Source organism: Bradyrhizobium sp. YCK136 (assembly GCF_044570075.1).
GTDB classification, from domain to species: Bacteria; Pseudomonadota; Alphaproteobacteria; order Rhizobiales; family Xanthobacteraceae; genus Bradyrhizobium; species Bradyrhizobium diazoefficiens.
Genome location: NZ_CP172424.1, coordinates 9,416,513 through 9,430,865 on the forward strand (window position 1 = coordinate 9,416,513; position 14,353 = coordinate 9,430,865).

At 63.8% G+C, this 14,353-nt stretch carries 12 protein-coding genes; 5 read left to right on the forward strand and 7 right to left on the reverse strand.

The features are described 5' to 3' along the window. Positions 1–70 precede the first annotated feature (70 nt). Entirely contained in the window at positions 71–1,294 is a 1,224-nt protein-coding gene (locus tag ACFLEY_RS45595; protein ID WP_060909460.1) for an ABC transporter substrate-binding protein, read from the forward strand. A gap of 79 nt (positions 1,295–1,373) precedes the next feature. Here the strand turns inward: ACFLEY_RS45595 and ACFLEY_RS45600 are convergent, their stop codons facing one another. After that, entirely contained in the window at positions 1,374–2,135 is a 762-nt protein-coding gene (locus tag ACFLEY_RS45600; protein WP_060909461.1) for a helix-turn-helix transcriptional regulator, read from the reverse strand. A gap of 184 nt (positions 2,136–2,319) precedes the next feature. Here ACFLEY_RS45600 and ACFLEY_RS45605 point away from each other — a divergent pair, with 184 nt between their 5' ends. The 3 genes from ACFLEY_RS45605 (at position 2,320) to ACFLEY_RS45615 (ending at position 7,659) form a co-directional block, all read left to right on the forward strand. Beyond that, complete coding sequence (locus ACFLEY_RS45605) at positions 2,320–4,584, forward strand: marine proteobacterial sortase target protein (RefSeq protein WP_211434337.1); 2,265 nt, start codon at positions 2,320–2,322, stop codon at positions 4,582–4,584. A gap of 177 nt (positions 4,585–4,761) precedes the next feature. After that, positions 4,762–5,331, forward strand: coding sequence for a class GN sortase (locus ACFLEY_RS45610; RefSeq protein ID WP_060909462.1), 570 nt, complete (start codon positions 4,762–4,764; stop codon positions 5,329–5,331). 114 nt (positions 5,332–5,445) lie between these two features. Beyond that, a complete protein-coding gene (locus ACFLEY_RS45615; protein WP_060909463.1) occupies positions 5,446–7,659 on the forward strand; it encodes an acetate--CoA ligase family protein in 2,214 nt (737 codons plus the stop codon). A gap of 29 nt (positions 7,660–7,688) precedes the next feature. On the opposite strand, the gene ACFLEY_RS45620 is transcribed toward ACFLEY_RS45615, so the two are convergent. Then, a complete protein-coding gene (locus ACFLEY_RS45620; protein WP_026192128.1) occupies positions 7,689–8,753 on the reverse strand; it encodes an IS630-like element ISRj1 family transposase in 1,065 nt (354 codons plus the stop codon). 200 nt (positions 8,754–8,953) lie between these two features. On the opposite strand from ACFLEY_RS45620, the gene ACFLEY_RS45625 reads away from it, so the two are divergent. Continuing rightward, on the forward strand, positions 8,954–9,775 hold the full coding sequence (locus ACFLEY_RS45625; protein WP_060909464.1) for an MlaD family protein: 822 nt from the start codon (positions 8,954–8,956) through the stop codon (positions 9,773–9,775). A 183-nt stretch (positions 9,776–9,958) separates the two neighbouring features. Here the strand turns inward: ACFLEY_RS45625 and ACFLEY_RS45630 are convergent, their stop codons facing one another. The 5 genes from ACFLEY_RS45630 to urtD form a co-directional block, all read right to left on the reverse strand. After that, positions 9,959–10,999 (reverse strand): aliphatic amidase, encoded by a 1,041-nt coding sequence (locus ACFLEY_RS45630; protein WP_060909465.1) that lies wholly within the window; start codon positions 10,997–10,999, stop codon positions 9,959–9,961. Positions 11,000–11,062: 63 nt separating this feature from the next. Beyond that, the gene (locus tag ACFLEY_RS45635; RefSeq protein ID WP_060909466.1) at positions 11,063–11,440 is read right to left on the reverse strand and encodes a zinc ribbon domain-containing protein; all 378 of its coding nucleotides are present in this window, start codon (positions 11,438–11,440) and stop codon (positions 11,063–11,065) included. Positions 11,441–11,532: 92 nt separating this feature from the next. Continuing rightward, on the reverse strand, positions 11,533–12,762 hold the full coding sequence (fmdA, locus tag ACFLEY_RS45640; protein ID WP_060909467.1) for a formamidase: 1,230 nt from the start codon (positions 12,760–12,762) through the stop codon (positions 11,533–11,535). A gap of 28 nt (positions 12,763–12,790) precedes the next feature. Next, the gene (urtE, locus tag ACFLEY_RS45645; RefSeq protein WP_396604454.1) at positions 12,791–13,480 is read right to left on the reverse strand and encodes an urea ABC transporter ATP-binding subunit UrtE; all 690 of its coding nucleotides are present in this window, start codon (positions 13,478–13,480) and stop codon (positions 12,791–12,793) included. A 10-nt stretch (positions 13,481–13,490) separates the two neighbouring features. Further along, the gene (gene urtD / locus ACFLEY_RS45650; RefSeq protein WP_011083791.1) at positions 13,491–14,246 is read right to left on the reverse strand and encodes an urea ABC transporter ATP-binding protein UrtD; all 756 of its coding nucleotides are present in this window, start codon (positions 14,244–14,246) and stop codon (positions 13,491–13,493) included. Between the last annotated feature and the right edge of the window lie 107 nt (positions 14,247–14,353).

Below are 14,353 nucleotides of genomic sequence, written 5' to 3' on the forward strand. Positions count from 1 at the left end.
CGCCCCTCTCGCGGGCGCTTTTTCCTTTTGTAGTGCCTGCTCCGACCCACAAGAAACCCAAGGAATTGCCATGAAAAACAAGAAACGCGTCCTGCTCGCGGCGGCGACGGCCCTGACATTGCTCTCGGTTCAAGGGGCTTACGCACAGAAGAGGTACGATACCGGCGCCTCCGACACCGAGATCAAGATCGGCAATGTCGAGGCCTATTCCGGCCCCGCCTCCGCTTACGGCGTCATCGGCAAGACCGAGGAAGCCTATTTCAAGATGATCAACGACCAGGGCGGCATCAACGGCCGCAAGATCAACTGGATCTCCTATGATGACGGCTACTCGCCGCCCAAGACCGTGGAGCAGGTCCGCAAGCTGATCGAGAGCGACGAAGTGTTCCTGGTGTTCAACGCGCTGGGCACGCCGACCCAGACCGCCGTGCAGAAATATCACAACGCCAAGAAGATCCCGCAGCTCTTCCTCGCCACCGGTGCCAGCAAGTGGAACGACCCGCAAAATTTCCCGTGGACCATGGGCTTCCAGCCGAGCTACCGGGTCGAGGCGCGGATCTTCGCCAAGTACATCCTGAAGGAGAAGCCGGACGCGAAGGTCGCGATCTTCTATGCCAACGACGATTTCGGCAAGGACTACGTCGCCGGCATCAAGGACGTGTTCGGCGACAAGGCATCGAAGCTGATCGTGGCCGAAGAGAGCTACGAGACGTCGGAGCCATCGATCGACTCGCACATCGTCAAGCTCAAGGGCGCCGGCGCGGACGTCTTCGTGAACATCTCGACCCCGAAATTCGCGGCGCAAGCCATCAAGAAGATCGCGGAGCTGGAATGGAAGCCGATGCACCTGATGACGGATGTCTCGGTGTCCATCGGCGCGGTGATGAAGCCCGCCGGCCTCGAAGCCTCCGAGGGCGTGTTATCGGCCGGTTATCTGAAGGACGCGTCGGATCCGCAATGGAAGGACGACGAGGGCATGAAGAAGTTCATGGCCTTCATCGACAAATACATGCCCGGCGCAAACATCTCGGACGCCAATCTGGTCTACGGCTATGCCGCGGCCCAGACGATGGTGCAGGTGCTGAAGCAGGCGGGCGACAATCTCACCCGCGAGAACGTGATGAAGCAGGCCGCCAGCCTGAAGGACTTCGCCCCCGATACGCTGATCCCGGGGATCAAGATCAACACCTCGCCCACCGACTTCGCGCCGATCGAACAGCTCAAGATGTGGCGGTTCAAGAACGGCCAGTGGGAACTGTTCGGCCCCATCATCAGCGCGGAGCCGAGCGGCTAGGTCTCGGCGAACTCTCCGTGCATGGGAGATGGCGGCCGCGAGGCCGCCATCTCCTTGTCCGCGGATCTCCAGGGTTAACCTATGCCGGCAAGAACAGCGCGAACGGCTCTTCCACCGTGCGACGCAGGTGTTTTCGGTACAGCTCATAGTTGGCGTCGCCGGACGCGACCCGTCCCAAGGACGGCGTCGGAACGTTCCTGAGCGGCACGTAGGCGATCGGTGCTGCAATCGGCGTCAGCTGCGAGCCGGGACCGGCGCGGAGCGTCGAGATGATGCCGTACATCTCGCCGGCGACCGTCGGCCGCGACACCGTGATCACGCGATGCTGGCCGTGCTTGATGATGACGAGATAGATGAAGCCGGACTGATGCGGCACGGCGACCTCGCCGGTGTGCTCATAGGCGGCATCGGTCCGATCGCCCTCGCGGAAGACCAGCGACGAGACCTTCGGCTCCCACAAGATTTCGGTGCGGTAGGCGAAGATCGCGTCCTTGTCGCCAAACGACGGCCGCAGCGTGATGTAGACGTCCTCGAGCCAGGTCACCGCGCGATGCGCATAGGAGCCGAGGCTGTCGGGCGCGACATCGTTCGCGGCCGCAGGCGTCACGACGACGACGCTCTTGCGCAAGGACACGCCTAGCGCCTGCTCCAGCCGAACCGTCGTCGCCAGCGTGAACGGCCGGCGGCCGCCGAGCACCTTCTCCAGCGTCGACAGGCTGAGCTTGGCCTGCTCGGCCAGCGCCTGCCGGGAGATCCGGCGCCTGGCGAGCTCCTCGCGAATGGTCTCCGCGATCTCGCGGCTCTGCTCGTCCGAAAGCTGCTTGTCGCCCTGCGTCTGCATCGTCACCCCTGCCTTGGGAGCACCATTCTAGCAGGGCGGACAAACCAGCACAAAACCGCACATGGCCACCCGTCCGCCGCCCGCCCGGGCCGGCCGCGGCGGAACATTGCCGATCATTCTGCTCGCGAAATCAGGCCCTCCCGGCGGATGCTGAGCCTGCAAACATCCTTCGGGAGCAGGCCAAATGAATACCTACGACACAGCCGACAGCGACGAACATCCCATGCTGAGCCGGCTGATCAAGCTCGGATTGTTTCTTCTCGCGCAGGGCATCGCAGTGATGCTGGTCGCCTTCGTGGCCCTGCTGGTGAGCTTCGGGACGAGCTGGTCAGCAACGACCGAACAGGCCAGCCTGCTCCAGCCCGGCGATGCCAGGTCCGGCACCCTCCTCCTGAAGGAAGATGGCGCCACCACCGAAGCGATCCGCCTCGGCATCGATATCGACATCACGGTATCGGGCCCGACGCTGCGCACCCGCGTCACCCAGGCGTTCCGCAATCCGACCAAGGACTGGGTCGAGGCCACCTATGTCTATCCGCTCGCGACCAATGGCGCCGTCGACACGCTGAAGATGGTGGTCGGCGACCGCGTCATCGTCGGCGACATCAAGGAGCGGCAACAGGCGCGCGTGATCTACGAACAGGCGCGCAGCGCCGGCCAGAAGGCCGCGCTCACCGAGCAGGAGCGGCCCAACATCTTCACCAACTCGGTTGCGAATATCGGTCCCGGCGAAACCGTGCTGGTGCAGATCGAATATCAGGAGCCGGTGCATCAATCCGGCAATGAATATTCGCTCCGCGTGCCGCTGGTGGTCGCCCCGCGCTACAATCCGGCGCCGATTGTACAGAGTGTCGACTTCCGCAACGACGGCTCCGGCTGGGGCGCCGCCACGTCCGATCCCGTGCCCGACCGCGAGCGTATTTCCCCGACAGTGCTGGATCCCGCCAGGAATGCGCCCGCTAACCCGACCAGCATCACAGTGCGTCTGAAGGCCGGCTTTGCGCTCGGCGAGGTCAAGAGCCACCATCATAGCGTCAAGATCGAGAGCCCGGACAACGCGACGCGCATCGTCACGCTCGCCGACGGCGCGGTGCCCGCCGACCGCGATTTCGAACTGACGTGGAAGCCGGCGGCTCAGAAAGCACCGTCGGTCGGCCTGTTCCGCGAGCATGTCGGCGATGCCGATTACCTGCTCGCCTTCGTCACGCCGCCGAGCGCCGAGCAGGCAACGCAGAAGCCGCTGCCGCGCGAGGTCGTGTTCGTGATCGACAATTCGGGCTCGATGGGCGGCACCTCGATCGTCCAGGCCAAGGCGAGCCTGCTCTACGCCCTCGGCCGCCTCCAGCCGGCCGACCGCTTCAACGTCATCCGCTTCGACGATACCATGGACGTGCTGTTTCCGGCCTCCGTGCCGGCGGATGCCGCCCATGTCGGCGAAGCGACCTCGTTTGTCAGCGCCTTGCAGGCGCGCGGCGGCACCGAGATGGTGCCGGCGATGCGCGCCGCGCTGACCGACAAGATCGGTGACACCGGCATGGTTCGCCAGGTCGTGTTCCTGACCGACGGCGCGATCGGCAACGAGCAGCAATTGTTCGAGACGATCACGGCGATGCGCGGCCGCTCGCGCGTATTCATGGTCGGCATCGGGTCCGCGCCAAACACCTATCTGATGACGCGCGCTTCCGAGCTCGGCCGCGGCGCCTTCACCCATATCGGCTCTGTCGAGCAGGTCGAGGAGCGCATGCGCGGCCTGTTCGCGAAGCTGGAAAATCCGGCGGTGACCGGCCTCAGCGCAAAGTTCTCCGAAGCCACGGCCGACGTCACCCCGGCGATCATTCCGGACGTCTATCGCGACGAGCCCCTGGTGCTGGCGGCCAGGCTCGACAAGCTCGCAGGCTCGCTCGAGATCAAGGGTCGCGTCGGCGACCGTCCGTGGTCGGTAACGCTGCCGTTGCAGAATGCCGCCGAAGGCAAGGGCCTGTCAAAACTCCGGGCCAGGCGCAAGATCGGCGACGCCGAAGTGGCGCGCACAATGCGCGAGATGACGCCGGAAGAGGCCGACAAGGCGATCCTGGCGCTGGCGCTCGACCATCAGATCGTCACGCGGCTGACCAGCCTCGTCGCAGTCGACAAGACGCCGAGCCGCCCCGAAGGCGAGCCGCTCAAGCTCAGCGAATTGCCGATCAACCTGCCGGCCGGCTGGGATTTCGAGAAGATCTTCGGCGAACGGCCGCAGCAGGTGCCGACGCAGCTGCGCGAGCGTCATGCCGATGCGCGCAACCAGCCGGCGGCAAGGCGGCCGACCCCCGCCGCACCCGACGCGATCCGCCTGCCCAAGACCGCCACCTCGGCCGAGCTGAAGATGATCGCAGGTCTGGTCCTGATCGTGCTCGCCCTGATCCTGTTCGTGTTCAACCGGCGTCAGCCCTTGCTCACTGACGCCGCTTGAGAGAGGAGCGCCCCGAACTCCTCTGTTAGCGCGCGCGGCTGCCCGTCCCCTACCCAACGGCCGCGCGCGCCTTTTTGGGGAATGTCATTCCGGGGCGGCTCGTAGAGCCGAACCCGGAATCTCGAGGTTCCGGGTTCTCGCTACGCGAGCCCCGGAACGACGAACAAGAGATACTCAATGCCGCGCCTCATCTCTCCCCTGATTCTCGCGCTGATCGGCGCCGTCCTGTTCGGCGACGGCGCCTATATCCATGCCAAGGCGTGGCTCGCGCAGGTGCTGCTGGAACGCGCGTTCGACAGAAGCGTCGCGACGGGAGAGGTGGTCAAGCCATGGTCATGGGCCGATACCTGGCCGGTCGCCCGGATCGAGGTGAAGCGGATCGGCGCTAGTGCGATCGTTCTGGACGGCACGAGCGGCCAGGCGCTCGCTTTCGGACCCGGCCATATCGAGCGGACAGCCGATGCCGGAGAACGCGGCGTTGCCGTCTATGCCGCCCATCGCGATACGCATTTCCGCTTCTTACGGAATGTTGCGATCGGAGACGTGATCGAGATCACCCGCCGCGACGGCAGGCATTTCCGCTATCGCGTGGATTCTTCGGCCGTTGTCCGTTTCGACGCATCGGGCATCGATCCCGCGACACAGGATGCCGAGCTCGTGCTCGCCACCTGCTGGCCGTTCGACGCCGTCACGTCCGGTCCCGAACGTTATGTCCTGCATGGCGTCCTGATGGGAGCGAATGAATAGCAGCGATGCATCGCTCATTCCATCACACGGCATACCATGTGGTTGCTACTGCGAAGAACTCGCCATAGAACATAGTGACGCGCCACCAAGAAGAACAACAGGTGAGATCACGCCATGGAAGCTCGCGTATCTGCTGCATTCTCCTCTCCGCGCCCATGGTCTCCATCGCCCGACGCCAGCGACATCGTAAAAGGCATCCATGCCATGCTGCACCCGCACAACATCGTGCTGGTGGGCGCGACCGACAAGCCCGGCAATTATGCCGAGCGCATCTGGAACAATCTGGTCAAATACGGCTTCGAGGGCGGGCTCTATCCGGTCAACGCCAAGCGCGAGACGATCTGGGGTGTGCCCTGCTACAAGGATTTTGCAGCCCTCCCGGAAAAGCCCGATCATGTCCTGGTGCTGGTGCCGGCGCGTTTCGCCGTGCAGGTGATCCGCGATGCCGCCGCGGCCGGCGCGCGCTCGGCCACCATCGTCACCTCCGGCTTCAGCGAGTTGCAGGATGACGAGAGCCAGAAGCTCGCCGCCGAACTGCAAGCGGCCATCCGCGAAACCGGCCTCGCCGTCACCGGCCCGAATTGCCTCGGCAACTTAAGCGCCGGCGAAAAGCTCTTCACCAATATCGACGACCGCATCGTCACCATGGAACAGGGCGCGGTGGCGATCGCCGGGCAATCCGGCGCCATCGTCATGGCGATCCGCCAGGCGCTGGAGGATCGCGGTGTCGGTGTCGGCTACATGGTGACGACCGGCAACGAGGCCGGGCTCGAGACGCCGGACCTGATGCGCTATTTCGCGGAGGATCCGAGCGTCAAGGTGATCGTCGTCTACCTCGAGGGCGTGCGCAACACCAAGGCCTTTCGCGACGCCTGCAAGGCGGCGCGCGCGGCGAGCAAGCCCGTGATCGCGCTCAAGCTCGGCGCATCCGAGGGCGGCCGCGCCGCGGCGATGGCGCACACCGGAGCGCTGGCGGGCTCGATCGAGACGTTCGACGCAATCGCAACGCGTGAAGGTGTCATCCGGGTCGGCGGGCTCGACGAATTGATCGAGACCACCGAATGCTTCGTCCACGCCGCCGTACCCAACGGGGACCGGCTCGCCGCGGTCACGCTGTCCGGCGGCAAGCGCGGCATGCTGATCGACGCCTTCTATGCGGAAGGCTTGAACTTCGCACCGCTCAGCCCGCATGTCAGCTCGGAGCTGGCGAGGATGCTCGGGCCCGGATCGATCGTCGGCAATCCGCTTGACGCCGGCTTTGCCGCGGTCGTCGATCCCTCCGTCTACATGAAGTCGATCAAGCTGATGATCGACGACCCCGAAATCGACATCGTCATCATCGATGCCGAGCTGCCGAAGGCGCCGCACGAGCTGCGCGAGCGTAACCTGCGCATCGTCGACGAGATGGCGAGCCGGGCCTCAAAGCCCGTGATCTACATCAGCGCGATGTCGATCGGCTTCACCGAGTTCACCAAGTCCTTGCGCAAATCGCTGCCGCATCTCGCGGTCATGCAGGGCATGGACCGCGCGGTGACCGCGATCAAGTCACTGCTCGCCTATGCGAAGCTACGCAAGGAAGTACCCGACATCGTCTCGAGCTCGAAACCCGCCGCGCGTGCCGTGCTGGAAAAGGCGCTGACTTCGGCGAACGGCGCCGCGCTCGACGAAGTCGCCTCGAAGAAGCTCCTGAAGGCCTATGGCATCCCGACCTCGAAGGAAGCGACCGCACAGACGGCGGCGGAGGCCGTGAAGATCGCGAAACAGATCGGCTTCCCGGTCGTGGCAAAGGTCGTCAGCGCCGAGATCCTGCACAAGTCCGACATCGGCGGCGTGGTGCTGAACCTGAGCAATGCGGCCGAGGTGAGGAACGCCGATATCACCGCGCGGGTGAAGCGGCTGAAGGGCAAGCCGAGGCTCGACGGCATCCTGATCGCGCAGCAGGTCAAGGCCGACCTCGAACTCGTGGTCGGCGCCTCGCTCGACGCCGAGATGGGCCCGGTCGTGCTGTTCGGCACCGGCGGCATCGACATCGAGCTGATGAAGGACGTCGCGCTCGCCGGCGCGCCGCTCGACGGGACCGAGGCGCGGCTCCTGATCGGCCGCACCAAGGCCGGCATCAAGATGCGCGGCTATCGCGGCAAGGCGGCCTTGCACGAGGCTTCCGCGGTGAAGGCGCTGGTCGGCCTGTCCAACCTGATCGCGGATGCCGGCGACCGGATCGCCTCGATCGACATCAATCCGTTCCTGATCAACACCAGGACGGGTGTCGCCGTCGATGCCCTGATCGTGCTGAACAATGCCGCGGCAAAGCGCGCGGCCGGGCATTGATGTCGCGTTGGGCGGACTAGTACCCGGAATCAGAGCTGAGTGATACGGCGGCCTTTGAAACGGCGTTGACGGACCTTTTTCTTGGTCCAGACGAAGGGCTCGGCTCTGTCGTTGTATGCGTTGACGTAGGCATCGATGTGTTCCTGAAGCTGCTTGAGGCTCGTGAAGGAGGTGCCGCTGAGCGACTGCCCCTGCAAGATGGAAAACCATACTTCGACCTGATTGAGCCATGACGCACTTGTCGGCGTGAAATGAAATTGCACGTTGGGGTGGGCCTTGAGCCAGTCCTCGTTCTTTTTATGGGTGTTGAGGTTGTCGAGGATGACGTGAAGCTTGCGGTTCGGAAAAGCCGCGGTGACGCTGTTCATGAAATCGAGAAACTCGACGCGGCGCCGGCGTTTTGAATGGGTCGCGATGATCTTTCCGGTGGCGACTTCGAGCGCCGCAAACAATGTTGTGGTGCCATGCCGCTTGTAATCGTGGCTTTGGCCGGTCAAGGCGCGGCCATTGGGCAACTTCAGATAACCCTGCGCTCGCTCCAAAGCCTGGATCGAGGGCTTCTCGTCCACGCACAGCACAATGGCCTTCGCCGGCGGCGCGACATAGAGGCCGACAACATCGGCGGCTTTGGCCGTAAAGTTCGGGTCGTTGCTCTCGCACCAGGACTTGCGAGCCACCAGGTCAATCTTGTGGCTGCGCAGGAACCGCCAGACATATTGGACATCGACATCGCCCAGCGCCTCGGCCAGCAGGGGGCCGGTCCAGCGCGCAAACCCTTGCGGTGGCGGCTTATCCAGCAGCTTCAGAATCCGCTTGTCGGTCGTCTTCGTATAGATCGGCTGCTTGCCAGGCCGCGGCTTGTCTTGCAGCCCTTCAAGGCCATGGTCGGCATAGCGATGCCGCCAAAGGCTGACAATCCGCGGCTGGACCCCAACTTCCTTGGCGATCGACCGGGTGCTGCGCCCATCCGCCGCCAACAGAACTATCCGCGCCCGCTTCAAATCGCGCTGCAACGTCACCGGTGAGCGACAGCACGCCTCAAGCACCTTGCGATCTTTCCTCGAAAGGTGGACTTCTCTTGCTTCGGGTATCATCCCGACCTTGAATCACGACTCACGTTCCAAGAAAAGTGGGTACTAGCGCGCCATTTTGCACGGCGGAGAGCAGTGGCGGGTTACACTTCCGCCTTCGCTCTTCGAGCTACGGCGGTCAAGTCGTTAACCCGCCCGCGTTAGCATTGCGGTCGTTCGGACTCCTTCCAACTTCCCCGCTTTGGTCGTAAAATCGCACCCGCATGGCACGCGCGAGCAATCTGGTGATCGGGACGGCGACGCTGGCGGCGATCGCCGTGGCGTTCGGCGGCCTGCTCGGCGTACAGAAATGGCGCACCATCCAGAGTCGCAGCCAGCTGCGCGTGGTGTTCGAAGGCGGTTCCGCCAGCGGCCTGCGCCGTGGCGGCCCGGTCAATTTCGACGGTGTGCTCGCGGGCCAGATCCTGTCGATCAAGCTGGACAATCCCCGCAAGGTCGTGGCGCTGGTGATGCTCGACAACTCCGCGCCGATCCGCAAGGACACCGTGGCGGGAATCGAGTTCCAGGGTCTCACCGGCGTCGCCGCGGTCTCCCTGATCGGCGGAGCGCCTTCCGCACCGCCAGTGCCGCTTGATTCGGACGGCATTCCCGTGCTCACCGCCGATCTCAGCGACGTCGAATCCATCGTCGACACCTTGCACAGTGTCGAGCGCACGATCGTGAGCAACGCCCCTGCGATCAAGGAGGGGCTCCGCACATTCGAGAACTCCAGTGCCGACCTCAGGAGCAAGGGCGGCGAAATCGATTCCGTCATGGCCAAGGTCGACAGCGCCTTCGCAGGCTTCGACAAGGCGGTCACGAAGATCGAGGGCGTAGTGCCGGGCTTCGTCGATGGCAGGGCCGACGAGCTGTTCGAGACGGTGCAGGGGCTGCGCGAGCTGACCGACACCATGAGGAAGAAGTCGGCGAGCTACATCGAGGACATTCGTCGCTCGCTGCTCGACGTCAGCGAGACCGCCAACAAGATGGCCGGCACGCCCGTGCCGCCGCGGCCACCGCGCAAGCCCGAGCAGAAGAAGCGGTAGGCGTAGCGAGCTGATCCGCCCCTCCCCCCAAAAACGTCGAAAACAACCCCATGCACAGTAGAACTGCCCCGCCAGTCGGGGCTTGGCGCTGCGCCGCGAACACGCTTGGCGCCCCTGTCCGGGGGGTCGCGATGAGGGGCGGGCACGCGAACGCTTTGCCCACCCTGCGACATCCGCGACAGCTCAGTAGTTGCTGGACGCTGCCTCATTGGGGATGCCCTCGATCGGGCACTCGTCGGTCCCCGGCGTCGAGCGAGTCATCGCCTCGACCATGTCGCGCGTGCCTTCGGGATCCTTGATCCAGTTCTTGTAGAAATCGTACGGGCACGCCGCGACGCCGCGCGAGCTTTCGCCGGAATTGATCATGCCGGTGTAACCGCGGTGGACCAGCTTGTAGAGGTGGTTCTGCGACTGGCCATTGCGGCGCGCGTCGCGGATTAGATGCTTCGACAGCTGGGCGTACTGGATGCCGTAATCCTCTTCGCCGCACTCGCCGAGTGTGCGGCCGTCGAAACCTATGATCGCGGAGTGACCGAAGTAGGAATAGACGCCGTCGAAGCCGGCGGCATTGGCGACCGCGACATAGACATTGTTGGCCCATGCCATGGCCTTGGAAATCAGGACCTGCTGCTCCTTGGCCGGATACATGTAGCCCTGGCAACGCACGATCAGCTCGGCGCCCTTCATGGCGCAGTCACGCCAGATCTCCGGATAGTTGCCGTCGTCGCAGATGATCAGGCTGACCTTGAGGCCCTTCGGGCCGTCGGAGACATAGGTGCAATTGCCGGGATACCAGCCCTCGATCGGCACCCAGGGCATGATCTTGCGGTACTTCTGGACGATCTCGCCCTTGTCGTTCATCAGGATCAAGGTGTTGTAGGGCGCCTTGTGCGGGTGCTCCTCGTGGCGCTCGCCGGTCAGCGAGAACACGCCCCACACTTTCGCCTTGCGGCAGGCCTCGGCGAAGATCGCGGTCTCTTCACCGGGCACCGCCGAGGCGGTCTCATACATCTCCTTGGAATCGTACATGATCCCCTGAGTGGAGTATTCGGGGAAGATCACGAGGTCCATGCCGGGCAGGCCGACCTTCATGCCCACCACCATGTCGGCGATCTTGCGGGCGTTGTCGAGCACCTCAGCCTTGGTGTGCAGGCGAGGCATCTTGTAGTTCACCACTGCGACGCCGACGGTGTCGTTGCTGCTGGAAATGTCGCCGTGAAGCATTTTGACCGCTCCTGTTCTTGACTTGTTGTTCTGGGTTGGCCGCCGATCGAGCGGTCGCGTGGGTTAGTGGCTGATCATCCAGGGGCGGGCCGTTGGAAAACCCTTGGCGCCGCTCCTGCTCTTGGTCATCAACCGCGCCGGCTTCTTCTTGTCCGCCGAGCCCTTGTCCTTGACCGTCTTGCCCGTGGAGCAGCAGCCGCAGCCGGGGCCGTGCGAGGCCTTGTATTGCGCGAGCGTCTGCGGCGCGTGCGTGCTGCGCTCGTTGACGGCGTGCGCCTTGCGCTTCTCCGCCGGCATGCAGAAGAAATTCGGCGCGGTCAGGATCACCCGCGGCGCCATGGTCTCGCAATGCGGACAGCTTTGCGGATCGTCGCATTCCGCCATCGGGCGCAGGTCCTTGAAGGGACCGCAGTCGTCACAGAGATATTCATAGACCGGCATCGCATCATCCCCACGCTCTTGCCTGTTCAACACACCTGGCGGCGGATGCGGGGCGGCAGATACGCGCCGTCCCGCATCCCGTCGCGCAGGGATTACTTGTCCGGCGAGATCGGCATCTGGATATCGCCGGTGATGTGCTTGATGGGACCCGCCGCCGACGGCATCACGTCGAAGTCGAAGATCTCGGTCGGCAACCATAGCGTGGCGCAGGCGTTGGGCACGTCGACCACGCCGGAAATGTGCCCCTGGCACGGCGCGGTGCCGAGGATCGAGTAGGCCTGCGCGCCGGAGTAGCCGAACTTCTTCAGATATTCGATGGCGTTGAGGCAGGCCTGGCGGTAGGCGATGTGGACGTCGAGATAGTGCTGCTTGCCGGCCTCGTCCACCGAGATGCCCTCAAAGATCAGGTAGTCCTTGTAGTTCGGCGTGATCGGCGACGGCTTGAAGATCGGGTTCTTGATGCCGTACTTCGCCATGCCGTCCTTGATCACCTCGACCTTCAGATGCAGCCAGCCGGCCATCTCGATCGCGCCGCAGAAGGTGATCTCGCCGTCGCCCTGGCTGAAGTGCAGGTCGCCCATCGAGAGACCGGCGCCGGGCACATAGACCGGGAAGTAGATCTTCGATCCGCGCGACAGGTCCTTGATGTCGCAATTGCCGCCATGCTCGCGCGGCGGCACTGTGCGTGCGCCTTCGGCGCCGATCTTCGCCTTGACCTCGCCCTTGGCGCGGCCGCCATGGGCGGTCGGCGCGAATGGCGGGTTGGCAAGGCCGGGCACGCGGGTCGGGTTGGTCGAGATCAGCTCAGCCTCGCGCTTGTTCCAGGTGTCCAGCATCTTCGGATCGGGCAGACAGCCGATCAGGCCGGGATGGATCAGGCCGGCAAAGTTGACGCCCGGAACGTGACGGGACGAGGTATAGAGGCCCTTGATGTCCCAGATCGATTTCTGCGCCAGCGGGAAGTGGTCGGTCAGGAAGCCGCCGCCGTTCTGCTTGGAGAAGAAGCCGTTGAAGCCCCACAGGCTCTCCTTGAGCGGGCCGACGTCGAGCAGGTCGACGACCAGGAGATCGCCGGGCTCGGAGCCCTTGACGCCGATCGGGCCGGAGAGGAAGTGCACGATCGACAGATCGATGTCGCGCACGTCGTCGGCGGAATCGTTGTTCTTGATGAAGCCGCCGGTCCAGTCATAGGTCTCGATGATGAAATCGTCGCCGGGATTGACCCAGGCCACGATCGGAATGTCGGGGTGCCAGCGATTATGCACCATGTCATTTTCGTAGGCCGACTTGGTGAGATCGACCTTGATCAGTGTCTCTGGCATCGAGATGCTCCCCTTTTACTACGGTTGGTTAGACGGACAGATATTTGGAGACCTGCGCGGCATCGACGGCGTCGCGCGGATCGTCGCGGACGATCTCGCCGTTCTCGATGACCAGCACGCGGTCGGCGATATCGAGGGCGAAGCTCAGGACCTGCTCGGACACCACGATCGAGAGCCCCTTTTCGTCACGGATGCGCTTCAGGGTGCGCGCCATGTCCTTGATGATCGACGGCTGGATGCCTTCGGTCGGCTCATCCAGCAGCAGCACCTTCGGCTTGGTCGCGAGCGCCCGCGCAATCGCGAGCTGCTGCTGCTGGCCGCCGGACAGATTGCCGCCGCGGCGGCCCTTCATCTCCAGCAGCACCGGGAATAATTCGTAGATGTCTTCAGGTACCTCGGTGCCGCCGGAGACGACGAGGCCGGTCTCGATGTTCTCCTTCACCGTCATGGTCGAGAAGATCATGCGGCCCTGCGGCACATAGGCGAGGCCCTTGGCCACCCTCTCGTAGCTCGGCAGACCACCGAGCCCGGCGCCGTCCATGGTCACCGAGCCGCTTTTCGCCGGCAGAATGCCCATCAGCGACTTCATCAGCGTGGTCTTGCCCATGCCGTTGCGGCCCATGATCGCAACGATCTCGTTCGGCGCGACCTTGACGTTGAGCCCATGCAGCACCTCGCTCTGGCCGTAGGCGACGTGGAGGTCGGAAATTGCCAGCATCATCGCGCTCCTAGTGACCCAGATAGACTTCAACGACCTTGGGATCGTTCTTCACCTTCTCCATGGTCCCCTCGGAGAGGATCTGGCCCTGGTGAAGCACGGTGACCTTGTGCGCGATGTCCTCGACGAACTTCATGTCGTGCTCGATCACCAGCACCGAGCGGTTCTTGATGATGCGGTTGAGCAACTCGGCCGTCTTGGCGCGCTCGGACACGCTCATGCCGGCGACGGGCTCGTCCAGCATCAAGAGGTCCGGGTCCTGGATCAGCAGCATGCCGATCTCGAGCCATTGCTTCTGGCCGTGGCTGAGCAGATCGGCGTTCACGTTGAGCCGATCCTTCAGGAAGATCATCTCGGCGACCTCGTGCACCCGGTCGCGCACGGCGGCGTCGCGGGTGAAGGTCAGCGCGCCGAACACGGAGCGGCCGCGGGGATATGAGATCTCCAGATTCTCGAACACCGTGAGATCGTCGTAGATCGAGGGGTTCTGGAACTTGCGGCCGACCCCGGTCTTGACGATCTCGTTCTCCTTCATCCGCGTCAGCTCCTTGCCGCGGAACTGGATCGAGCCCGACGTCGCCTTGGTCTTACCGCAGATCAGATCGAGCACCGTGGTCTTGCCGGCGCCGTTGGGGCCGATGATGACGCGGATCTCGTTCTCGTCCACGTAGAAGGAGAGATCATTGACCGCCTTGAACCCGTCGAACGACACGGTGAGCGCTTCGACGGCGAGCAGGAATTCCTTGGGCTGGTGACCGACGAGCATGATCTATCTCCTCACTGCCAGCGTGGCATCGGCATCGTGATGACCGACGAGCATGACCTATCTCCTCACTGCCAGCATGGCATCGGCATCGTGGTGACCTACGAGCA